15 protein-coding genes are annotated in these 21,490 nt (G+C 58.6%); 7 read left to right on the top strand and 8 right to left on the bottom strand.

Annotated elements, in window-relative coordinates:
• Window positions 1-37: 37 nt before the first annotated feature.
• The 4 genes from ABIB60_RS04310 to ABIB60_RS04295 all read right to left on the bottom strand — a co-directional run bounded on the left by ABIB60_RS04310 (window position 38) and on the right by ABIB60_RS04295 (window position 4,169).
• Window positions 38-1,048 (bottom strand): sugar phosphate nucleotidyltransferase, encoded by a 1,011-nt coding sequence (locus tag ABIB60_RS04310; RefSeq protein ID WP_354577965.1) that lies wholly within the window; start codon window positions 1,046-1,048, stop codon window positions 38-40.
• Between the two features lie 110 nt (window positions 1,049-1,158).
• Complete coding sequence (gene dut / locus ABIB60_RS04305; protein WP_354577964.1) at window positions 1,159-1,593, bottom strand: dUTP diphosphatase; 435 nt, start codon at window positions 1,591-1,593, stop codon at window positions 1,159-1,161.
• Between the two features lie 170 nt (window positions 1,594-1,763).
• The gene (locus ABIB60_RS04300) at window positions 1,764-3,263 is read right to left on the bottom strand and encodes a polysaccharide biosynthesis C-terminal domain-containing protein (RefSeq protein WP_354577963.1); all 1,500 of its coding nucleotides are present in this window, start codon (window positions 3,261-3,263) and stop codon (window positions 1,764-1,766) included.
• Window positions 3,264-3,380: 117 nt separating this feature from the next.
• Window positions 3,381-4,169, bottom strand: a complete 789-nt coding sequence (locus tag ABIB60_RS04295; protein ID WP_354577961.1) for an enoyl-CoA hydratase/isomerase family protein — start codon at window positions 4,167-4,169, stop codon at window positions 3,381-3,383.
• 242 nt (window positions 4,170-4,411) lie between these two features.
• Between ABIB60_RS04295 and mscL the strand changes: the two genes are divergently transcribed.
• The 3 genes from mscL to ABIB60_RS04280 all read left to right on the top strand — a co-directional run bounded on the left by mscL (window position 4,412) and on the right by ABIB60_RS04280 (window position 6,458).
• Window positions 4,412-4,837 (top strand): large conductance mechanosensitive channel protein MscL, encoded by a 426-nt coding sequence (gene mscL / locus ABIB60_RS04290; protein ID WP_354577959.1) that lies wholly within the window; start codon window positions 4,412-4,414, stop codon window positions 4,835-4,837.
• 74 nt (window positions 4,838-4,911) lie between these two features.
• Entirely contained in the window at window positions 4,912-5,913 is a 1,002-nt protein-coding gene (locus tag ABIB60_RS04285) for a DUF3078 domain-containing protein (protein ID WP_354577958.1), read from the top strand.
• A gap of 92 nt (window positions 5,914-6,005) precedes the next feature.
• Entirely contained in the window at window positions 6,006-6,458 is a 453-nt protein-coding gene (locus tag ABIB60_RS04280) for a hypothetical protein (RefSeq protein WP_354577956.1), read from the top strand.
• A gap of 542 nt (window positions 6,459-7,000) precedes the next feature.
• Here the strand turns inward: ABIB60_RS04280 and infB are convergent.
• The 4 genes from infB to ABIB60_RS04260 form a co-directional block, all read right to left on the bottom strand.
• The gene (gene infB / locus ABIB60_RS04275; RefSeq protein WP_354577955.1) at window positions 7,001-10,147 is read right to left on the bottom strand and encodes a translation initiation factor IF-2; all 3,147 of its coding nucleotides are present in this window, start codon (window positions 10,145-10,147) and stop codon (window positions 7,001-7,003) included.
• 124 nt (window positions 10,148-10,271) lie between these two features.
• Window positions 10,272-11,558, bottom strand: coding sequence for a transcription termination factor NusA (nusA, locus tag ABIB60_RS04270; RefSeq protein ID WP_315997001.1), 1,287 nt, complete (start codon window positions 11,556-11,558; stop codon window positions 10,272-10,274).
• Between the two features lie 99 nt (window positions 11,559-11,657).
• On the bottom strand, window positions 11,658-12,131 hold the full coding sequence (rimP, locus tag ABIB60_RS04265) for a ribosome maturation factor RimP (RefSeq protein WP_354577954.1): 474 nt from the start codon (window positions 12,129-12,131) through the stop codon (window positions 11,658-11,660).
• A gap of 228 nt (window positions 12,132-12,359) precedes the next feature.
• The gene (locus ABIB60_RS04260) at window positions 12,360-15,839 is read right to left on the bottom strand and encodes a DUF7948 domain-containing protein (protein WP_354577953.1); all 3,480 of its coding nucleotides are present in this window, start codon (window positions 15,837-15,839) and stop codon (window positions 12,360-12,362) included.
• Between the two features lie 135 nt (window positions 15,840-15,974).
• Here ABIB60_RS04260 and ABIB60_RS04255 point away from each other — a divergent pair, with 135 nt between their 5' ends.
• The 4 genes from ABIB60_RS04255 to ABIB60_RS04240 all read left to right on the top strand — a co-directional run bounded on the left by ABIB60_RS04255 (window position 15,975) and on the right by ABIB60_RS04240 (window position 21,486).
• Window positions 15,975-17,102 carry an endonuclease/exonuclease/phosphatase family protein gene (locus ABIB60_RS04255; protein ID WP_354577952.1) on the top strand — a complete coding sequence of 376 codons (1,128 nt, stop codon included), beginning with the start codon at window positions 15,975-15,977 and terminating at the stop codon, window positions 17,100-17,102.
• A gap of 239 nt (window positions 17,103-17,341) precedes the next feature.
• Window positions 17,342-18,889, top strand: coding sequence for a cysteine--tRNA ligase (gene cysS, locus ABIB60_RS04250; protein ID WP_354577951.1), 1,548 nt, complete (start codon window positions 17,342-17,344; stop codon window positions 18,887-18,889).
• Window positions 18,890-19,047: 158 nt separating this feature from the next.
• Window positions 19,048-20,070, top strand: a complete 1,023-nt coding sequence (locus ABIB60_RS04245; RefSeq protein ID WP_354577949.1) for a M28 family peptidase — start codon at window positions 19,048-19,050, stop codon at window positions 20,068-20,070.
• A 90-nt stretch (window positions 20,071-20,160) separates the two neighbouring features.
• A complete protein-coding gene (locus ABIB60_RS04240) occupies window positions 20,161-21,486 on the top strand; it encodes a MutS-related protein (RefSeq protein WP_354577947.1) in 1,326 nt (441 codons plus the stop codon).
• Window positions 21,487-21,490: the final 4 nt, after the last annotated feature.

Raw genomic sequence — 21,490 nt, 5'->3', positions numbered from 1 at the left:
GGTCCGCGCTACTAAAACGTCAGGCGCCGCAAAAATATCACACGCGCAGGTTGTTGTAGTCGCCCACGCTCAAATCATTGGGCTGGCTGGCTACGGTGGCGTGGCTGCCCACCATGGAGTTGGTGATGTTGGCGTGCAAAATAGAGGCCGACTGTTGCACAATGGAGTTAGTAACGACGGAATGGCGCACGTTGGTATGGTCGCCTAAGGACACGTGCGGGCCCACCACCGAATCGGTGATAACCACGCCTTCGCCCACGTACACCGGTGGAATCAGTACGGAGTTGGTCACCTTCGCGGATTCGGCCACCAGCGTTTCGCCGCGCTCCTGCAGGTATTCCAGGTAGCGTTGGTTGGTGAAAACGGTAGCGTCCTTGTTGCCGCAGTCCAGCCACTCGGTTACGCGGCCGGGCACAAACTTGGTGCCCTTGTTTTTCATATTTTCCAGGGCGTTGGTGAGCTGGTACTCGCCTTTGTCCTTGATGTCGTTATCGAGCAGGTACTGCAGCTCCCGCTTTAGATATTCACCGTCCTTGAAGTAGTAGATGCCAATAATGGCCAGGTCCGATACGAATTCCTGGGGCTTCTCTACAAAGTCGGTAATCTGGCCCTGCTCGTCTAGCTTCACTACTCCAAAAGGCTTGGGGTCGTCCACGCGCTGCACCCAAATGGTGCCTTCCGCTGAAGAATCCAGCACGAAATCAGCTTTGAACAGGGTATCGGCGAAGGCTACTACTACCGGCCCATCCAGAGCCGATTGCGCGCACAAAATGGCGTGGGCCGTGCCCAGGGGCTCGTCCTGGTAGTGAATAGTACCCTTGGCCCCTACCGACTCAGCAATGTTGATCAGGCTTTTCTCCACCTCGCTGCCAAAGCGCCCGATGATGAAGGCAACTTCCTCCACCGGTTCGCCGCACACCTTGGCAATATCCTCTACCAGGCGGCGTACAATGGGTTTGCCGGCAATAGGAATCAGGGGTTTAGGAACAGTGAGCGTGTGGGGGCGCATGCGCTTGCCCATGCCTGCCATCGGGACGATAATCTTCATAAAAACGAGTAAGTGGAGAGTGAAAATTGAGTGAAAAAGCCAGAGGGCGGATCAGCTGCTGAAGCCAAGGGAAACAACGTAAAAATGATCGTTAGCAGCCGGCTCGTGCATTAACGCACCCCGGTGCTACCGTAGCCACCGGTGCCGCGCTGGGTTTCGCTGAGTGTTTCGGTGGGCTGCCAAGTAATGGTTTCGTGGCGGGCTACTACCAGCTGCGCAACTCGCTCCCCGTCCTGCACCACAAACTCCTGGTCCGACAGATTCACGAGTAGCACTTTCAGCTCGCCACGGTAGTCAGCATCAATAGTACCGGGACTGTTGACGATGCCAATGCCATGCTTGTAGGCCAAGCCGCTGCGGGGGCGAACCTGCATTTCGTAGCCAACCGGAATTTCCAGAAATAAGCCCGTGGGAATGAGGGCGCGTTGCAGGGGCTTCAACGTAATCGGCTCCGGGAGGTTGGCGCGTACATCGAGGCCCGCCGCGTGGGCCGTTTGGTATTCCGGCAGCGGGTGCTTGCTCTGGTTGATAACGGGAATCTGCATGAAGAGAAGAAAGTCAGGCAGTTGCCAGCAAGGCCAAGGCCGCTGCTGCCCCCAAAGGTCCGGATTACTTGCCGGATTCAGAGGAAAATATGGAAAATTTTGGGAGGAAAGCCCACCGAAAACGGCTCAATCTAGCGTTTTTTACGGTATTCGCAGTAGCCATAACGGGGTTAAATAGTGCGCAGGCGGCGCCCTTCCACGGCGGCTACCAACCCCACAAAGCCCAGGGTAAGTAGTGCGTGAAAACCGTAGCGGGCCCAGCCTTCGGCAACCGGCACCCACCAGCTAACGGCCACCACGGCTACGGCTACGGCCAGCCAGCTTAACAGCCGCGCCACCGGGTAGGGCACCGGGTAATGCCGCTCCCCCAGCCACCAGCACAACGCCGCCATCATAAAGTAACAGGCCAGCGTGGCAAGGGCCGAGCCCATGTAGCCCAGCACCGGAATCAGCAGGAAGTTGAGGGCAATGGTGAGAATAGCGCCGACAAAGCCCAAATAAGTGCCGTAGTACGTTTTGTCGGTGAGCTTAAACCACACCGACAAGTTCCAGTACACTCCCAAGAACAGGTTAGCCAGCAGCAGAACCGGTACCACGCTTAGCCCCTGCCGGTACTCAGCCCGCCCCAGAAATATCTGAGCTACCAAATCCACGTTCACGCTTACGCCCACAAATAGCATGGCGCAGCATAAGGTAAACCACTTGAGTACCAAGGCAAATGTGCGGGGGGAATTCTGCTCAGTGCTTTGAGCAAAGAAGAAGGGCTCGGCTGCGTACCGGAAGGCCTGAATTACGAGGCTCATCAGAATACTGAGCTTATAGCAAGCCCCGTACACGCCCACAGCAGCCAAGTTGCTCTGGCCCGGGTAAAAGCCCTCGGGCAACCAGCGGGGCAGCAGAATCCGGTCCAGGGTTTCGTTTACCATTCCGGCTAGGCCCATCAGCATAATTGGGTAAGCGTACTTCAGCAAAGGCCGGAGCGGCTCCAAGCTCAGGCGCGGCCGGAAATCCAGCAACTCCTTGCCCAGCAGCAACAGCGTGAAGGCAGAAGCAGCCAAGTTAGATATGAACACGTAGCCTACTCCCACAGTGGGGTCGTACACGCGGGCCACCAGCGGCTGCAATGCGGGCAGATACTTGCCGGCCAGCACATCGGGGCAGAGTACGATGAAAAACAGGTTCAATCCGATGTTCAGCCCAATATTGGCCAATCGGATGCCCGCAAATTTGCGGGCTTTATTTTCCAGCCGTAGTCGGGCAAACGGAATGGCCGCCACCGCATCCAGCCCAAGAATAGCCGCTATCCAGATGGCGTACCGCTCGTGGCCGGGAGGGAGGCTTAGCAGGCTCATTAGCGGGCGGGCTAACAAGGCCAGCAGTATGGTCAGCAGCACACTGGAAATGAGCAGCAGCGTCATCACCCGGTCATACAGTTCACGCCGGTCGGTGCCAGGGCGGTTGGCAAAGCGGAAATAGGTGGTTTCCATGCCGTAGGTGAACAGCACATTCAGAAACGACACGTAGGCGTAAAGCCCCGTCACAATACCGTACTCGGCCGCTGCAAACCGCCCGGTGTACACCCGCACCAGCAGAAACGTGAGCACGCGGCCCAAAATGCTGCTCACGCCATAAATGGCCGTTTGCGAAGCCAGCCGCTTGGCTATACTCATCTATTCTCCGTCAATTTAGAAAGTGAAACCAGGGAAATGAAAACAGCAGGGGTGGGTACAGAAAAGCCACTGGGCCCGAAGCCGCCCATCTGCTTCCCTCGCCCGCCACTCTTAGTTTCATTTGCCCTGAAATGCGGCCGGGCGCTTTTCCAGGAAGGCCGAAGTGCCCTCTTGAAAATCCTCCGACCCAAAGCACTGCCCGAAAGCCTCGGCCTCGGCCTGGTACCCGTCGCGCTGCTTATCGAAGTAGGCATTCACGGCGTCAATGCACAGGCCCACGGCAATAGGGGCCTTGGTAAGAATGCGCGTGAGCAGCTGGCGCGTGAAAGTCAGTAGCTCAGCCTGGGGCACTACGTGGTTGGCCAAGCCCAGGCGCAACGCCTCATCAGCCTTCAGCATATCGGCCGTTAGCAGCAGTTCAATGGCTTTGCCTTTGCCAATAAGCTGGGTAAGGCGCTGGGTACCACCGTAGCCCGGAATCAGCCCCAGGTTCACCTCCGGCTGGCCGAAGCGGGCGTTGTCGGCGGCAATGCGCATGTGGCAGGCCATGGCCAGCTCACAGCCCCCGCCCAGAGCAAACCCGTTAACGGCGGCAATAACCGGTTTGCGGCTTTCTTCAATCAGGCGGAATGCCAGCTGACCCGCCTCGGCCACGCGGCGGGCGGCGGCTTCATCCAGCTGCGTCAGCTCGGCAATATCAGCCCCGGCCACAAACGACTTCTCCCCGCTACCCGTCAGAATAATGCCGCGTACCGTTGGGTCGTTCTGGGCTTGCTCCACCGCCACCCGAATCTCCTGGATAGTAGCCGCATTTAGCGCGTTCAGCTTGTCGGGGCGGTTGACGGTAATGGTCAGAATACCAGTTTCGGGCTCAGCCTGATATAAGATGTTGGAGAAGGTAGTCATGCAGAAAGTGGGTAGGGAGGAGTGTATTGGCAGCAAAGATACTGGAAACTGCGCCGCTGCCCGGCCCAGCGCACAGGAAAGGCCTTCAATGGGTAGCCGCTCCAGTTGAGCGAAAAAAGCCCGTGGCGGGCCTAGTACGTTACCAAATTTGCCACCGGTAGCTAAACCCTAGCGCTGGATACAGAAATTTATATATTTAGCCATAGGTTTCTACCCGTCTCACCTTCAAATACTTCTAAAACATGGGCTTCGTTTCCGAATTCAAGGAGTTTATTTCCAAGGGCAATGTGCTCGATCTGGCCGTCGGCGTTATCATCGGTGGCGCCTTCGGTAATATCGTCAAGTCGTTAACGGATGATGTGTTGATGCCCATCCTGACCTTACTCACTGGAGGACTAGACTTCAAGGATTGGTTTTTCGCCCTGGATGGCTCCGCGTACAAAACCCTGGAAGAAGCCAAAAAAGCGGGTGCTGCCACCATCAATTATGGCCTATTTCTGAATGCCGTTATTACCTTCCTGCTCATGGCCTTTGCCATATTCTGGCTGGTGAAGCTGGCTAACCGCTTCAAGCGCCCGCAGGAAGTAATACCGGTAGCCGACCTGGGCCCCACCAAAGACCAGCAGCTGCTGATGGAAATTCGGGATGCCCTGCGTACACGCAGTTAACGGCAGCTGTCCGTAGTTTTGGCCGGCTTTTGCCTCCTCTTTGGGGCAGAAGCCGGTCATTTTCTTGCCTACTGATGTCCTTACCTCTATTGATCTGCCGAGTAACCGTCCTGCTAACTGTCCTGAGCCTGGGTGCCGCCACGGCTCAGGCCCAAACCGACGACCCTCGCCGCCCCCCGGCGCCCTTGCCCGCCTACAAAATATCAGCGGAGGTAGATACGGCCCGGGGCTGGCAGCGGGGTGGGGCCGGCACACTCAACTTCAGCCAGGTAAGTTTGCGCAACTGGGCCCCCGGCGGACAAAGCTCCCTGTCGTTGCTTTCCAGCGGCAACCTTTACCTGCACTACCGCGGCCCCGACCACACCTTCGACCTGGCTGGCAACATGATCTACGGCTTGCTGAAAGCAGGTAAGAGTCGCCTCCGTAAAAACGATGACCGCCTCGAACTAAACGGCCGCTACGCCCGGCAGTTCACCACCACACTGTCGTACGCGGCGCAGGTGAACCTGAAAACCCAACTCACACCCACCAAAGCCCTGGAGAGACCCGACTCCCTATTGTCGCGGTTTTTTGCACCGGCCTACATTCTGGCTTCGTTGGGCGTCGAATACAAGCCCAACACCGATTTCTCCCTGCTCCTCTCGCCGGCCACGGGTAAGTTCACGGTGGTAGGCAGCCGGGCGCTGGCCGATGCGGGTTCATTTGGGGTGCAGGCCGCCCGCCGCGATACGGCTGGTGTCCTAATTCGTGGTACCGGGGAGCGGCTACGGGAAGAGTTAGGCGCGTACCTCAATGCCCGCTACCGCCACGTCCTCTTCACCAATATCACCTTCAACACCAAGCTGGAACTGTTCAGCAACTACTTCCACAACCCCCAGAATATTGATGTAAACTGGGAAAACCTGATTGACTTTAAAGTAAACAAATACGTAAGCGCCAGCGTGACTACCCTGCTGATTTACGACGACGATATTCGGGTGCCCCTGGACCGGGATGAGGACGGTATTCCGGACGACCGGGGCCGCCGAGTACAGTTCAAGGAAACGCTAGGTATCGGCCTGACTTACAAGTTTTAACAGTATTTGAACTAACTTTGCATTCCGTCCGTTGGCCGCAAATATCCCGAAGTGGTTGTTTTCTGGCACAGGCTCGTTTTCCTCTTCATTCTATGATAAAGTTGCTTTCTGTTCTGGCTGTTGCCGCTGGTCTGTTGGTTGCCCCTACTGCTATGGCGCAGAGCACCATTGCCGGCGATAATCTGGGTCAGCCCCGGCGTTCTACGGAGGAAGCTCCGCGCAAAAAGCGCAAAGCTGCCCCTACGGATGTAGCCCGCATGCAACGCCGCATGAGCATGAACCCCGACGAGGTAAAGCGCGACCAGCAGATGGAAGTGTTGGAAGCCCGTTCCGGAGCAAATACGGCCAACACCAGCTTTGGGCGCTCCTCCGGCCCGGCCCGGCAGTACGAGAAGGGAGCCGGTGGCTTCACGGTCCGCAAGTTCAAGGATAAGCGTATTGGTACTGCCAAACAGAAGCGCGGCCAAACCCGCCAAGCCGGCTTCGTGGACCCGAAAGGCAAGCCTTTGAGCCACAAAAAGAAAAAGCATTTCCTGTTCTTCTAGCAGTCAACTACCTCCAGTAAACATGAAAAAAGCCCCGGCGCAACGCTCCGGGGCTTTTTGTTTCTTCAGCAGTACCGAAGCCACCGTTCGCCCTCAGTTCGGCCGAAGAAAAGGTGTTTGTATATCTTGTACTGGCAGGCGTGATGTGGACTCAAGAAACCCACTAAACCAGACTGCGAGCAGGAGACGGTTGATAGTTGCCAGCATCCAGCCGAAACCTTTCGCTAAAGTTTCCTGATCCACTGTGTACCCTGCAGGCAACTACTCGCATACTGGGCTTGTGGAAGGAAGCAGTTCCCAGTGTACGCCTGTTGCTTCCCCTCATATCATCTCTTGCCTTGCCCTACACCAGTGAATCACTGCGCTAACAATCAGGTTAGTACTAATATATGTAATTTTGGATGTACGCGCAAGCGGCTAGGATGAGTGTACTGGATGAACAGTTGATAGAATAGCTCAACACAGCATAAAGCACCCATACGCAACAGGGCCCCAACTGCTAGCAGTTAGGGCCCTGTTGCGTATGGGTGTAGACGGAGCGGTTACAGCGTCCGTTTCACTTCTTGCTCTTCGAAGCCTTCAATATTGTCGCCTTCCTGGAGGTCGTTGAAGTTCTTCAGCGAGATACCGCACTCGTAACCCTGGCGTACTTCCGACACGTCGTCTTTGTAGCGCTTGAGGTCCTGAATTTCGCCCGAGTACACCACAATACCGTTGCGCACGAGGCGAACTTTGGTTTTGCGGGTGAAGGTACCGTCCGTTACCATACAGCCGGCAATGGTGCCCACCTTGGTAATGTTGAATACCTGACGAATTTCGGCGTTGGCTACTACTACTTCCTTCACCGTAGGAGCCAGCATGCCTTCCATGGCATCCTTCACCTCGTTGATGGCGTTGTAGATAATCGAGTAGAGACGGATGTCGATCTGCTCCTGCTCGGCCAGTTTCCGGGCACTCTGCGAGGGCCGCACCTGGAAACCGATGATGATGGCGTCGGATGCTGAAGCCAGCAACACGTCGGTTTCCGAAATGGCACCCACACCTTTGCTGAGGATGTTTACGGCCACTTCCGGCGTGCTCAGTTTCAATAGGGAGTCGGCCAGTGCTTCCACCGAGCCATCCACGTCGCCTTTCACAATGACATTGAGCTCTTTGAACGAGCCAATAGCCAAACGACGACCAATTTCGTCCAGGGTGATGTGCTTTTTGGTGCGCATGCTCTGCTCGCGGGCTAGCTGCTGACGCTGCGTAGCCAGTTCACGGGCCTCGCGCTCCGTTTCCATCACCTGAATTTTATCACCAGCCTGCGGCGCACCTGTCAGACCCAGAACCTGTACCGGCGTGGCCGGGCCAGCCTGCTTCATCTTCTTGCCGCGGTGGTCGGTCATGGCTTTCACGCGGCCGAAGTGCGGACCCGCCAGCACAATGTCACCCACGTTCATGGTACCGGTTTGCACCAAGATAGTCGTTACGTAGCCGCGGCCTTTATCCAGGGAGGCTTCAATAACGGTACCGATGGCGTTGCGGTCGGGGTTGGCAGTCAGCTCGAGAATTTCGGCTTCCAGCAATACCTTTTCCAACAGGTCGTCGATGCCCAGGCCGGTTTTGGCCGATACTTCCTGGCTCTGGTACTTACCACCCCATTCTTCTACCAAAATGTTGATAACCGACAGCTCTTCCCGCACTTTGTCGGGGTTAGCACCGGGCTTATCAATCTTGTTGAGGGCAATTACGATGGGCACGCCAGCGGCTTGCGCGTGGTTGATGGCTTCCTTCGTCTGGGGCATCACCGAGTCGTCGGCCGCTACCACAATGATGGCAATGTCCGTCACCTTGGCACCCCGGGCACGCATAGCGGTAAACGCTTCGTGACCCGGCGTATCCAGGAATGTTACGCGCTTGCCCGATTTGGTCATTACGTCGTAGGCCCCGATGTGCTGGGTAATACCGCCGGCTTCGCCTTTGGCTACGCTGGCATTCCGGATATAGTCAAGCAAGGAAGTCTTACCGTGGTCAACGTGGCCCATGATGGTCACGATGGGAGCACGGGGCTGCAGATCTTCCTCGTTGTCTTCAATCTCAATGGTAGTATCCTCTTCCTCGGCGCTCAGGAATTCCACGTCGTAGCCAAACTCATCGGCAATAACCGTAATAGCTTCGGCGTCGAGGCGCTGGTTGATGGATACGAACATGCCCATGTTCAGGCAGACCTTAATCACATCATTCACCGAGACATCCATGAACGACGCCAGGTCGTTGGCCGAAATGAACTCGGTTACTTTGAGGGTTTTGGCATCCAGCTCGTTCTGGGCACGCAGGGCTTCACGGTCCTCAGCGGCCATGTTGCGCTTGTCGCGGCGATACTTGGCGCGATTCTGCTGCTGACCACCACGGCCGCCGCTGAGCTTGGCTAGCGTGGCCTTGATCTGCTCCTGAATCTGCTTGTCGTTCTGCTCGGGGGTGAGCGGAACCGCGGGCTGGCGGTTGCCACCAGTGCGGTTGTCACGGTTGCCACCACCCTGCTGGCCAGGACCACCAGGACGGTTGCCACCCTGGCCACCGGGACGGTTACCGCCACCTTGCTGGCCGGGCCCGCCGGGCCTGTTGCCGGCTCCCTGGGTTTGGCCACCGGTAGCTTGTCCGCCTTGCTGACCGGGGCCGCTCATGGGGATGCGCTGGCGCTTCTTCTTATCGTTGGCATTGAGGCCGCTCTTGCGCACATCGGAAGAGGCAACAGGGCGGGCGCCCCGGCCTCCACCGCCACCACGGCGCGAGGAGTCAACGGGTAGCTCAATTTTGCCAAGCACCGTGAGGCCTTTCAGCTGGTCGGCCTTGGCCACAATGGTGCCTTCTTCAGTGGCAGCCTCGGGAGAAGCCGGTGCTTCGGGGGCTGCGGCCGGAGTGGGCGCAGCAACTGTTACTGGAGCAGCTGCAGGAGCGACCGGCGCTTCCGAAGCCTTGGGAGCCGGAGCAGCCGCTTGCGGAGCTGGGGCGGCGGGAGCCGCTTGGGCTTTCTCGGGAGCAGGGGCAGGCGCAGCAGCAGGTTCTGGGCGCGGAGTTTCCTTGGCTTCTACTGGGGCCTTCGCGGCGGGAGCAGGCTCGGCCACGGGGGTTACCGGAGCTTTGGGTGCTTCCGGTGCTTTGGGCGTCTCTACTGCCTTCAGAGCCTCTGGGGCCGGAGCGGCAGGTTGCGAAGCAGCGGGGGCTGGAGCCGGAGTTGCGGGTTTGGGCGGCACGGGGCGGCCTTTGGCATCCAACTCAATTTTGCCTAATACCTTCAAACCAGGCACGCGGGCTGGCTCCTCGGCAGGGGCAGGTTTGGGGGCCTCAGCAACCGGAGCGGGCTGAGGAGCGGCTTGCGGAGCAGCCACGGGAGCGGGAGCAGCAGGCTTAGGAGCGGGAGCAGCGGGCTTGGCGGCCTCAATGGCCCGCGCCGCGGCTGCTTGGGCAGCAGCGGCTTCCATCTCGCTTTGGCGCTTGGCCTGACTCACTTTTGCGGCATCCATCTTATCCTGCGCCGACGACGCGAAGGCCTTCTCCAGCAGAGCAACTTGCTCCGAGGATAGCTTGGTCGTGGGTTTATTTTCGATGGAATGCCCTTTTCCCGCCAGGAAATCCACGATTGTGGACAGCCCAACGTTCAGGTCTTTGGCCGCCTGATTCAGCCGTTTGGTTGCTGCTTCCGCCATTCTATGCTCGCGAACGATACTCTTATCTTGGTGCAAAGGTACTAACTTAAATCTTGCCGGGCGGCGCTAACTTCAAACCACCCGGCCTGATGTTAGCGCCCGTGCCGTACCGGCCGCCGCGCACTCATTGCGCGTCGCCGGAATTTGGGGTTTCTTCCTCCTGGTCTTCGTTATCTTCGAACTCCTGGCGGATCACGCGGAAGAGCTCTTCCACCGTTTCTTCCTCCAGCTCCGTGCGGCGCACGATATCTTCTTTGCTAACGGCCAGTACGGCGCGGCCGGTATCGAGGCCGATTTTCTTCAGTTCCTCGAGAATCCAGCCTTCAATCTCATCCTGGAACTCGTCCAGGGCAATGTCTTCCTCGAAGTCGCCGGCATCCCGGAATACATCGATTTCCATACCAACCAAGCGTGAGGCCAATTTGATGTTGGCACCGCCGCGGCCAATGGCCAACGAAACCTGGTCGGGCTTCAAGAACACCGAAACCCGCCCAGTTTGTTCGTTGATTTTCATCGACGTGAGCTTGGCCGGCGACAGAGCCCGGGCAATGTAGAGCTCCAGGTTGTCGGTGTAGTTGATAATGTCAATGTTTTCGTTCTCGAGTTCCCGCACTACGGCGTGAATACGCGAGCCTTTCATGCCCACGCAGGCCCCTACTGGGTCGATGCGGTCGTCGAAGCTTTCTACGGCTACTTTGGCCCGCTCGCCGGGTTCCCGCACGATATTTTTGATGGTGATGAGGCCATCGAAGATTTCGGGTACTTCCTGTTCCATCAGGCGCTCCAGGAAAGCGGGAGCAGCGCGCGACAGGATAATTTTGGGCGTACCGTTGAGCACATCCACGCGGTGCACCACGGCCCGGATGGAGTCGCCCTTGCGGTAGCGGTCCTTGGGGATTTGCTCGCCTTTGGGCAGTACCAGCTCGTTCTCGTCCTTGTCCAGAATAAGGGCTTCGCGGCCCCATACCTGGTACACTTCGCCTACCACTACCTCACCAACCTGGTCTTTGTAGGTCTGGTAGAGGTTGTCGCGCTCCAAGTCCTTCACGCGCTGAATCAGCGTTTGGCGGGCCATAAGCACGGCGCGGCGGCCGAAATCTTCCAGCTTCACCTCCTCAGCTACCTGCTCGCCAATCTCAAAGTCGGGCTCAATTTTCTGCGCTTCCGTCAGCGGAATTTTGTCGAAGTCCCAGATGTCCTCGGAGTTGTCGTCCACGATTTCGCGGTTGCGCCAAATTTCAAGGTCACCCTTATCCACGTTCAGAATCACGTCGAAGTTCGAGTCGTCGTCGTACTTCTTGCGAATCATCGTGCGGAATACTTCCTCCAGGATGCTCATCATCGTGGGGCGGTCGATGTTCTTCGACCGGGCGAATTCGGCAAACGATTCAATCAGGACGTTGCTGTTCATGCTGATTTTTAGTTGTTGGGTGTTGGTTGGCAGTGGCTGGCAGGTTGCGGGCAGGCTGGTGAAGCCGACAACGGACAACGCGCTACTGACAACTCTATACTACTTAAACGAAATCACCACTTTAGCTTCGCTGATATCGGCGAAGGGTACAAAAGCGGCCGGGAGAGTCTTTTTCTTGTTCTTTTCCTTCACTTCTTCAGCCAACTGAATGCCGGTGGCATCAGTAGCCTCCAGTACGCCGGTTTTCTCGGTACCATCGGCCATTTTCAGGCTGAGGCTACGGCCCACATGGCGGGTGTACTGGCGAGGGTCACGCAGGGGCTGGTCGGCACCGGGGGAGGTGACTTCCAGCGTGTAGCTGATTTCTTCGCCGTACGCTTCCTCCACGCGGCGGGCCAGGCGGCGGCTAATCTGCGCGCACTCATCAATACCAAGGCCCTGCTCCCCATCCAGGGTAACAGTTACTTTAGGCCGAATGGCATCCGACACGGCGAGGCTGACCACGAACAGACTACCATCAACTGGTAGACTATCCTGGAGCATCTCGGAGAGGCGGGCTTGGTCGAGTTTCATGGGCGGGACAGCTGATAAAAGAAAGAGGGGACTATCCGTCCCCTCCGTTCACATTCTAATTTGCTGGGACAAAGATACAATGCAAAATCACGGAAAGCAAGCCAGTAACCGGTTTGCGCCGAAGAGGAAGTCAGCTGGTAGTGAGGTAGACAGTTCTGGGCGGGGGCTGGTTATAGAGGGGCTTGGCAAGGCGGCGGTATACGCTTGGTTGACGGAACCAGGGGGAGCCTACCGCTCAACCGTAACCCAGCCTTTTATGGCCCGGCCATCGGCATCTTTCAGATGATAATAATACAGGCCGTCGGGCAGGTTGTCGGCGCGCCAGTCGTTGCGGTAAGTATCGGTTTCGAACACCTTATTGCCCCAGCGTGTGAATACCTGCAGGCGGGCCGGTCGGCAGCTGAAGCGGGGAATAAAGGTTTCATTCTTGTCATCGTGGTTGGGGGTGATGATGTTAGGCACAAATACCTCGCCCACCACTATTGGCACGAAGCTGGTTTCTACGGTGCAGTTGGCGTAGCGGGCCGTGAGCTTAGCGGTATAGTTGCCGGGCTGCTCGTACACGTGCGTGGGGGCCTCTTCGGTTGACGTTGGGCTACCATCGCCAAAATCCCAGACGTAGGTGCCGCCGGAAAGGACGGGTACGAAAGGACAACTGAAGGGAGCCAGTCCGGCGTATTGCGGGAAGCTGGTGCACTCCGGCGCGCTCAGGGGGAAATTGACGGCCGGAGAGGGCGCCAGTAACACTTGGCGGGTGGCCGTATTTACGCAGCCGTTTTCCGTGATTGAGTAAGTAAGCGTAAAGATGCCCCCGCGCAGGTTGGTATTCGGAGGCGTAAATAATCCACCCGCAGTAACCCCGGTACCGCTCCAAGTACCGCCAGCCGGCGAGAAGCCGCTGAGCTGCACGGGCTGAGTTTCGTAGGCGCAAAACGTGAGGTTGGGGCCGGCGGCTATCTGGGGCAAGGGGTTTACCACGATGGTGCGAGTGGCCGAGCCGCAGCCCAGAGTATCGGCGAAGGAGTAGGTAAGCGTGTACGTGCCGGCTCCCGCCTGCTGGGGATTAAATACGTTACCCGTGAGCCCCTTGGTGGCACTCCAGGTACCCCCGGCCGGCGTGGCCTGCAGCGTTACGGGCGAGCCGCTGGCACATAGCGCGGGCACCGCGCTGATGCTAACTGTGCGCTCGGGAGTTACAATCATGGCCAGGGGGCGCACACTCCGGCAGATGCCGGTGGTGACGACGGAATACTGCAGCACGTTGCGGCCGACCAGCGCTGCCGTGGGTTGAAACTGATAGGTGCCATCGGGCTGGCGGGTGACACCCGGGCCGCTCCAAGTGCCCCCGGCGGGCTGCCCACCCAGGGTTACTGGCCCGTTGTTGGCGCATACGTAGCGGGCGGGGCCGGTTTCGGCTACGGTGAGGCCAAAGCTGATGGCAAAGGCGGCGTTGTTGCAGTTGCTGCTGCCGTTGCGGGTAGTGTAATAATTGGCACCAGCCGGGGTGGGAAAGCCCTGAGTGCCCCGACATCCGCCGCATACGGCCTGGTACACCACGCCTTTTTTATCAAAGCGGGAGGTGCCCCCGTCTACGTGCTCACCGGTGCCGCCGGACTCCCCGTAAAAGGTAGCGTATTCCAGTGCAGTGAGGCCGGCAGTAAACTGAGCAATGTAAAAGTCGCTACCATCGGTGGTTCGCTGCAGCGCGTTGGCCGTAGTGGGCAACAAGCGGGTGGAACCGCCGGCATAATTGGCGTTACTGTTGCCGCCCCAGCCGCTCACATACACCCGCTCACAGTCATCTACCAGAAAAGCAGTGGGTGAAATATCGTAGCCAGGTGAGGTGGAGCCAAAAGCAGTGCTGTAGCGGGTGGTGGCCAGATCGGGGCTGAGCTTATGAATGAACTGATGCGCCCCCCGTACCCCATACAAGCCCGTCGTGATGGGGTAATTGCTGGAACTGGTCTGGCCGAGCACGTACACGTCGCCATCGGCATCCAGCTGCAGAAAGAAAGCTAATTCTGAGGCGGCCGTGCCCAGGTACGTGGCGTGCTGCAGGGCGGTGCCGCTGGGGGAGAAGCAAACGGCAAATCCGTCGCGGCCGCCGGGCTGCTGCCGTTGCAGGGCGCCGGCCGTCGTCGGGAAATCGGGGCTGTCGGTGCCGCCGGCCACAAACAGGCGCTGGTCGGGAGTGAGCTGCAGGGAAAAGGCGGCTTCGGCCCCGGCGCCTCCCAGGTAGGTGCTCCAAAGCTGGCGGCTTAGCTGGCGGTTAAGCTTGCAGACTACGGCATCGGAACTGCCCCGGCGCGTGCCCTGAATTGGCTGCAACAGGGGAAAATCGGCGCTTTGCGTGACAGTGGCAATGTAGATGTTGTTTTCGCCATCGGTCAGTACGTCGCCCCGGAAGGCATCCCCGTAGTTGTTTACCAGCCCCAGATTCAGGCCATCATTGGCGCTGCCGCCCAGGTACGTAGATGATGTGAGCCGGGTACCGTCGAAGCTCAGGGTGCTGATAAATAAGTCGGACCCACTGCCGTAGCCCATTGGGCCGCTGGAAATGCCTCCCGTAGGGTTTACGGAGTTACCGCCGCGAAAATTCCGCTGCAGAGCTCCCGTTGAGGTAGGAAAGTTGCCGGAGCCCGTGGAGCCCAGAATCACCAGCTCGCCTGCGTTATTCACAACTAAGCTGTGCGGCGCATCGGTACCGGAGCCGCCGAGGTAGGTGGCATACAGGCGGGCGGCTGGCCCAGAGGTAGTCACGCGGTACTTGATGATGGCCACGTCGCCGGCCCCGGCAAAGGAGGACTGAAAGGCGCCCGGGGAAGTGGGGTAGCCCTGGTCGAAGGCTACCCCACCAGAGTACATATTGCCTTGGGCATCATAAGTTGCCGTGAAGCCCCAGTTATCGGCCGAGGAGCCGGTAAACGAGGAGAACAGCACCGTGGGGTCGATGGTGAGTGGCCGCCTGGTATCGTAGTTGCCCAAGCGGAAGCGCACCGTTTGGCCAACCAGCTCGAACCGGCACTCCACCGGCTGGCGCTGGCCTGAGGGCGAGGTTTGCCAGGCGTTGGGAGCTTGCTCAGCAACGGTACCTACCGAGGTTTCCAGTTGCAGATGTCCCTCCGAGGTTATTTTCATTGAGGTGAGCCCATCATAACGCAACCGGATGAGGTTGGGCCGAGCCCCGGGAGCCAACAGGAAGTCGTATTCCAGGTGCTTCTGTTGGTTTTCGTAGAGCTGCACGTCAATGCCGGGGTAGACGCCGGCGTAGCGCACCTGCCGGTACCCGCGCACCTGCGAGGCCCACTGGTGCGCATCAGAGCCCCGGAAGTAATTGCGGGTGCCCTCGGTGGGCTGCTGAGTGGCCAGGGCCGGCCGGGAACTGCCGCCCTCAAACGACATGGTGTACGCGTGACCCCGCAGCAGGGATGGGGCCGGCTGGCGCTGCGCCGCGTTGCTGCTCTGGCCGTGGTGGCTTAGAGCGGCAACATCGGCGGGGTGCAACAGGGAGTAAGTGAAGCCGCTGGCCGTAAGGTAGAGCTGCCCGCCGGGCACCTCAGCCCGAAACAGAGCAGCCCGCGGCCACTGGCCTTTATTCTCCACGAACTCCAGGCTTTGTACGGGCTCGGGGGCATTAACCGGGCGGGGGGCTGCCGTGGCTGGCAGGCAGGACAGCAACAGAGAAATAAACAGTAAGAATTGGGGCATATACGAATGGAAATAAACCAGACGAAAGATACGCACTGCGGCGTTGAAAACGTGCGCCATTTTCCGGGGCGCTTGGCTCACCGGGAACGGTTACCTTTGCCCACCTGATATCTATCTGCCGCAGAAAGGTTGCCCGTGCGTCGTTCGTTTGCTTTCAAGAGTACCGTGTTGGTAATGGGGTGGGTGCTGGCAGCCATTGCCTGCGTCCAGATTCCGGCCTATACCTTTTGGCCAGCCATTTTTGGGGCGCTTACCTTGCCCGTGGCCCTGGCCCTAAATCTGCTGCTGGTGGGTTACTGGCTGTTGCGGCGCTGGCCGGTGGCGCTGCTGCCGCTGGCTTTGGCGGTGCTCACGTGGCCGCACTTTCAGCGGGGGCTGGCCCTGCACCCGTTCAAGCTGAGCACTGCCCCCGTCCCGGCTAACGGGCCGGTGGTAAAAGTGCTGTCGGCCAACGTGCGCATATTCAACGTGTATCCGCAGCTGCGCAACGAAGCCTCGCAATCTTCGAAGGCCATGATTAAGTGGCTTCAGCAAAACCCGGCCGATATCCTGTGCCTGCAGGAGTTCTACAACGAGCCGGCCGGCACTCGCTCCCAGGATGGCACCCTGTTCCGCACGGTAGACAAGATTGGGCGGGAAGCGGGCCGGGAGTCATTTCTGTCCAAAACCCTGACCAATAGTGCCGGGGCCGAGTTCGGCATGGCCATCTTTTCGCGCTTTCCCATCGTGCACCGGGGCACCATCAGTTTCGGTAAGCTCACCCAGAATCACGCCATGTGGGCCGATGTGCGCCTGCCCTCCCAGGATACGGTGCGGGTGTACAGCTTCCATCTGCAAAGCATGAGTATGGACGAGAAGGATATTGTGGATAGCTACTCCAGCAAGGCCGGCCTGCGGCAGAAGGGCGCCGGTCTGCTGCGGCGCTTCAAGCGCGGAGCCATTGCCCGGCACTGGCAGATTGATACGCTGGTGCAGCGCTTTGCCCGATGTCCTTACCCCATTCTGCTCTGCGCCGACCTCAATGACGTGCCCTACAGCTACAGCTACGACCAACTGGCCGACCGTTTCCAGAATGCCTGGGCTAGCGTGGGTAACGGGGTGGGCAGCACCTACAATGGCCGCTTGCCCTTCGTGCGTATCGACAATCAGTTTGCCGGGCCCCAGTTCTCCGTCGAGGATTTTCAGGTGCATTATTCCATTCCCTACTCCGACCACTTCCCGACTACAGCCAGCTATCAGCTACGGAAGGCCGTCCGCAAGTAACAACCGTTGTACCTCTTGGGGAACATCTTGTACTGCCCATCGAACCTTTTGGACCGCTCTGACGGATTTTTGTACTGTTTAGGCTGAAGTTTAGACTAAGTTTTGGGAAAAAGCGGCTTGCAGCAGACTTTGGTAAGCTTGGGTTGTTGTTCGGCACCTTAGTTACGTACTACCGTCGGCGGTTATAAAATCTGGCACCGCCGCCGTTTCATGCCGCTACGGCGGTTACTTTTGCACCCATGCAGCACCCACTCTCGCTCTATAACACCCTAACCCGCCGCAAAGCCCCGTTCCAGCCCCTCAATGCGCCCTTCGTGGGCGTGTACTTATGCGGGCCAACGGTGTACAACGAAGCCCACGTGGGCAACGCCCGCGGGCCGGTGGTGTTTGACGTGCTGACGCGCTACCTCCGCTACCTCGATTATACCGTGCGCTACGTGCGCAACATCACCGACGTAGGCCACCTGGAAGGCGACGCCGACGAAGGCGAAGACAAGATTGGGAAGATTGCCCGGGCCCGGCAAGTGGAGCCCATGCAAGTAGCCGAGGGCTACACCAACCTCTACCAGGAACACATGGAGGCTTTGGGCTGCCTGCCTCCCGATATTACGCCCCGGGCCAGTGGCCACATTGTGGAGCAGATTGAGATGGTGCAGCAAATCATCGACAATGGCTTCGGCTACGAGTCCAACGGCTCGGTGTACTTTGATGTGCCCGCCTACAATGCCGCCGGCCGCGAGTACGGCAAGCTCTCCAACCGCGTAGTAGAGGAACTGCTGGCCGGCTCCCGCGACAACCTGGCGGGCCAAGAAGAAAAGCGCAGCCCCTTGGATTTCGCCCTCTGGAAAAAGGCCGATGAGCGTCACCTTATGCGCTGGCCCTCACCCTGGAGCGACGGGTTTCCCGGCTGGCACCTGGAGTGCTCGGCCATGAGCCGGAAGTACCTAGGCGCTGAGTTCGACATCCACGGCGGCGGGCTGGATTTGATGTTTCCGCACCACGAGTGCGAAATTGCCCAAAGCCAGGCCTGCAACCACCCTACCAACGAGGCTCAGGTGTGGATGCACAACAACATGATTACGGTGAACGGCCAGAAGATGAGCAAGTCGCTCGGCAACTTCATCACCATCAGTCAGCTATTCTCGGGTGATAATAACACCTTGGCCCAGGCTTACTCGCCCATGACGGCCCGTTTCTTCCTGCTGCAGGCCCATTACCGCAGCCCCGTAGATATTACCGATGAAGGTCTGCAGGCGGCCCGTAAAGGCTACCGCAAACTCATGAACGGCCTGCGCCTGCTCGGAAAACTGCGGGAGTTCAGCCTGTCCTCGGAGGTAATCAAGGCCCGCACCGTGGCCCCCGTAGCCGAGGGCAAAGCCCCCGACACTACCGCCGCTGATGCGGAGCTGAACAAGCTGGTGCAGGACTGCTTTGTGGGCCTGAACGATGACCTAAACACGGCCCGCTGCATTGCCAGCCTGTTCAACCTGCTGCGCAAGCTCAACGGCTTTGCGGCCAACCCCGCCACCCTGGCCACCGTCAGCGCCGCTGCTTTGGAGGGAGCTACTACGGCCTACCAGGCCCTGGTGCAGGATGTGCTGGGCCTGCGCGACGAGCCCCGGGCCAGCGCTGAGGACCTGCTGCGCCTGACCCTGGAGTTCTACCAGGAAGCCAAAGCCACCAAGGCCTACGACAAAGTAGACCAGATTCGGGCGGCGCTCAAGGAGCAGGGCATTGTGGTAAAGGACACCAAAGCCGGCATCGACTGGGCGTACAGCGAGGAGTAAAACAACTTGTTTGACCGTCATGCCAAGGCATGTGGCGCATCAAGCCAGGGTCCGAAGTATCTCGCTCGTGAGTCTCGTGAGTAATAAATTGCCAGTGCAACATCAGCACGCGAGATGCTTCGGCTGCGCCTCTGCATGACGTTCTTTATTCATTTTCTATGACGTCCAACCTCTTCCGTCTTGCTCCGGCCGCTGTGGCCAGTTTGTTGCTGCTCACGGCCTGCCCCAGCAAAAACGACACTGCCGAAACCACTACCGATACGACCACCGAGGAGCCCGCACTGCCCAAAGCCCCGGCCTTCAACGCCGATTCGGCCTACGCCTTCACGGCCAAGCAGGTGGCTTTCGGCCCGCGCGTGCCCAATACCGCGGCCCACGTAAAAACCGGCGACTGGATCATCAACAAGTTTAAGGAAGCGGGCCTCACGGTGAAGGAGCAGCCCTTTGAGGCCATGGCCTTCGACGGCAAAATGCTGAAGTCGCGCAACATCATTGCCCAGTACATGCCCCAGGCTACGCGCCGGGTGGCCATTTTCGCGCACTGGGATACCCGCCCCTTCGCCGATAAGGACAAGGAGAAGAAAAACGCGCCGCTTGATGGCGCTTCCGACGGGGCCAGCGGCGTGGCCGTGGCCCTGGAAATGGCCCGCGTGCTGGGTGCGCAAAAAGACAGCCTGGCCCCCGGCGTCGGCGTCGATTTCATCCTGTTCGACTCGGAGGATTACGGCTATGACGGCAGCACCCAAAGTGAAAAGAAGAACCTGTTGGGCAACCAGGAAAGCTGGTGTCTGGGCTCCCAGTACTGGGCTAAAAACGTGCTGCCTGTCGGCTACAAGCCTAATTATGGCATTTTACTGGATATGGTAGGAGCCAAGGGCGGCAAGTTCAGCCGCGAGGAGCTCTCCCGCCAGAAAGCCTCCGATGTAGTAGCCAAAGTCTGGAATACGGCCTCCCAGCTGGGATTTTCCGACTACTTCCTGTTCGCCGATGGCTATGGCATCACCGATGACCACGTATTCACCAATAACGCCGGCATCCGCACCATCGATATTATCGACTTCCTGCCCAACGGGGAGTTCCAGCCCTACCACCACACCACCCAGGATAATATGAGCATCATTGACCGGCGCACCCTCAAAGCCGTCGGCCAGACGCTGCTGACGGTGCTGTACGGAGAGTAAGCTGGCTGTAATCAACCCATCAAAAAGCCCTGGAAGCACAAGCTGCCGGGGCTTTTTTGCGTTCTTGCTTTCAAGCTATAATTGCGTGCTATGCTACAAGTGAAAGATTTACGGGTTGAGGTCGAACTGCTACCCTTATTCAATCATACCCACACCTACGAGGCGGAGCAGGCACTGCTGGGGCTGCTCCAAAAGCTGCCCCCGACCCTGGCCGAAGTGCTGGAGCGGCAGGCGGTATTGCGGGCTATGTTGGCGCAGTGGAGCATACTAGCCGATTTTAGCTATTCCCGACTGCAGCTGCAGGAGGCCCGTGAGTTTCTGCAGCAAGCCGTAAGCGGACGACTACCGCTGGAAACCAACCAGGTGAAGATGGCCGGCAAGCTGCTGTTATCGGAAGAAGCCCGCTACCAAAGCCGCGCCCGTTACGTGCAGTGCCTGCTGTTGTTGCGGCGGCTGGAGCAGCAGTATTTCAACCGATTGGACGCCGCCCAGTTTCCGGCTGGCTTTAAGCCGTACTTGCTGCGCATCGCCCACTTTCTGGAGCGTTTCAGCCTCGCCGATACGGCCCAGGTTATTGCTGAGGATGCTTTTTCTGCCCGGCATATGGTGCGCTTTGCCCGGCAGCTGCTGGGCGTGAAACCCGAGGAGCTGACAGCGTTTTGGGAAGCGTTTTACCTAGTAGAAGCGTACTGGTCGGCTGCCAAGGGCCTGCTGACGCTGGGGCTGGTGTTTCCGGAATTTCAGGAAACCGGGCTGGAACTGGTGGGTTTCTACCATCCGCTGGTAAAAGCGCCCGTCAAAAACACGCTGCATCTGAATTCCACTACCAACGTGCTGGTGCTGACCGGGCCTAATATGTCTGGTAAATCCACGCTGCTACGGGCGGTGAGCTTGTGCGTATATCTGGCCCAGGCCGGATTAGGCGTGCCGGCTGCAGTCTGCCGACTACCATTCTTCACCTCGGTTGCCGTTGCCCTCAACCTCTCCGATAATCTGGCGGGCGGCTACAGTCATTTTATGGCCGAAATCAACAACCTGAAAGCCGTGGTGCAGGCCGCTCAGGCCGGCGGGTGGGTATTTGCGGTATTCGACGAGTTGTTTCGGGGCACCAATGCCGATGATGCGTTGGAAATTACCGCCACCACTTTGCAGGGATTAGCGGCGTATCCGGAGTCGTATTCTCTGGTTTCCACGCACCTGTTGGAGCTGGAAAGCCAGCTGCCAGCACGGGTGCTGGGAGGTGCTTATTGCATAGAATGCGTATTGCAGGAGGGCGTGCCGGTGTTTTCCTATCGGCTGCAAAAAGGCTGGTCTACGCTGCGCATTGGTCGGATTATGTTTGAGCAGGCTGGCCTGCATAGGCTGCTACGGCCACATTCTCTCCGGCCTCTTGAAGTAGGAGGCCACTCGGCATAGCCCG

Source organism: Hymenobacter sp. UYP22 (genome assembly GCF_040547285.1).
GTDB lineage: Bacteria > Bacteroidota > Bacteroidia > Cytophagales > Hymenobacteraceae > Hymenobacter.
This window is presented reverse-complemented; position numbering and strand designations above follow the sequence as displayed.

Excerpts from the sequence above, each read along its gene's own strand:
- cysS (WP_354577951.1), top strand. The coding sequence starts at position 17,342 with ATGCAGCACCCACTCTCGCTCTATAACACCCTAACCCGCCGCAAAGCC.
- dut (WP_354577964.1), bottom strand. The coding sequence starts at position 1,593 with ATGCAGATTCCCGTTATCAACCAGAGCAAGCACCCGCTGCCGGAATAC.
- rimP (WP_354577954.1), bottom strand. The coding sequence starts at position 12,131 with ATGAAACTCGACCAAGCCCGCCTCTCCGAGATGCTCCAGGATAGTCTA.
- nusA (WP_315997001.1), bottom strand. The coding sequence starts at position 11,558 with ATGAACAGCAACGTCCTGATTGAATCGTTTGCCGAATTCGCCCGGTCG.
- mscL (WP_354577959.1), top strand. The coding sequence starts at position 4,412 with ATGGGCTTCGTTTCCGAATTCAAGGAGTTTATTTCCAAGGGCAATGTG.
- ABIB60_RS04295 (WP_354577961.1), bottom strand. The coding sequence starts at position 4,169 with ATGACTACCTTCTCCAACATCTTATATCAGGCTGAGCCCGAAACTGGT.
- ABIB60_RS04300 (WP_354577963.1), bottom strand. The coding sequence starts at position 3,263 with ATGAGTATAGCCAAGCGGCTGGCTTCGCAAACGGCCATTTATGGCGTG.
- ABIB60_RS04260 (WP_354577953.1), bottom strand. The coding sequence starts at position 15,839 with ATGCCCCAATTCTTACTGTTTATTTCTCTGTTGCTGTCCTGCCTGCCA.
- infB (WP_354577955.1), bottom strand. The coding sequence starts at position 10,147 with ATGGCGGAAGCAGCAACCAAACGGCTGAATCAGGCGGCCAAAGACCTG.
- ABIB60_RS04280 (WP_354577956.1), top strand. The coding sequence starts at position 6,006 with ATGATAAAGTTGCTTTCTGTTCTGGCTGTTGCCGCTGGTCTGTTGGTT.
- ABIB60_RS04240 (WP_354577947.1), top strand. The coding sequence starts at position 20,161 with ATGCTACAAGTGAAAGATTTACGGGTTGAGGTCGAACTGCTACCCTTA.
- ABIB60_RS04245 (WP_354577949.1), top strand. The coding sequence starts at position 19,048 with ATGACGTCCAACCTCTTCCGTCTTGCTCCGGCCGCTGTGGCCAGTTTG.
- ABIB60_RS04285 (WP_354577958.1), top strand. The coding sequence starts at position 4,912 with ATGTCCTTACCTCTATTGATCTGCCGAGTAACCGTCCTGCTAACTGTC.
- ABIB60_RS04310 (WP_354577965.1), bottom strand. The coding sequence starts at position 1,048 with ATGAAGATTATCGTCCCGATGGCAGGCATGGGCAAGCGCATGCGCCCC.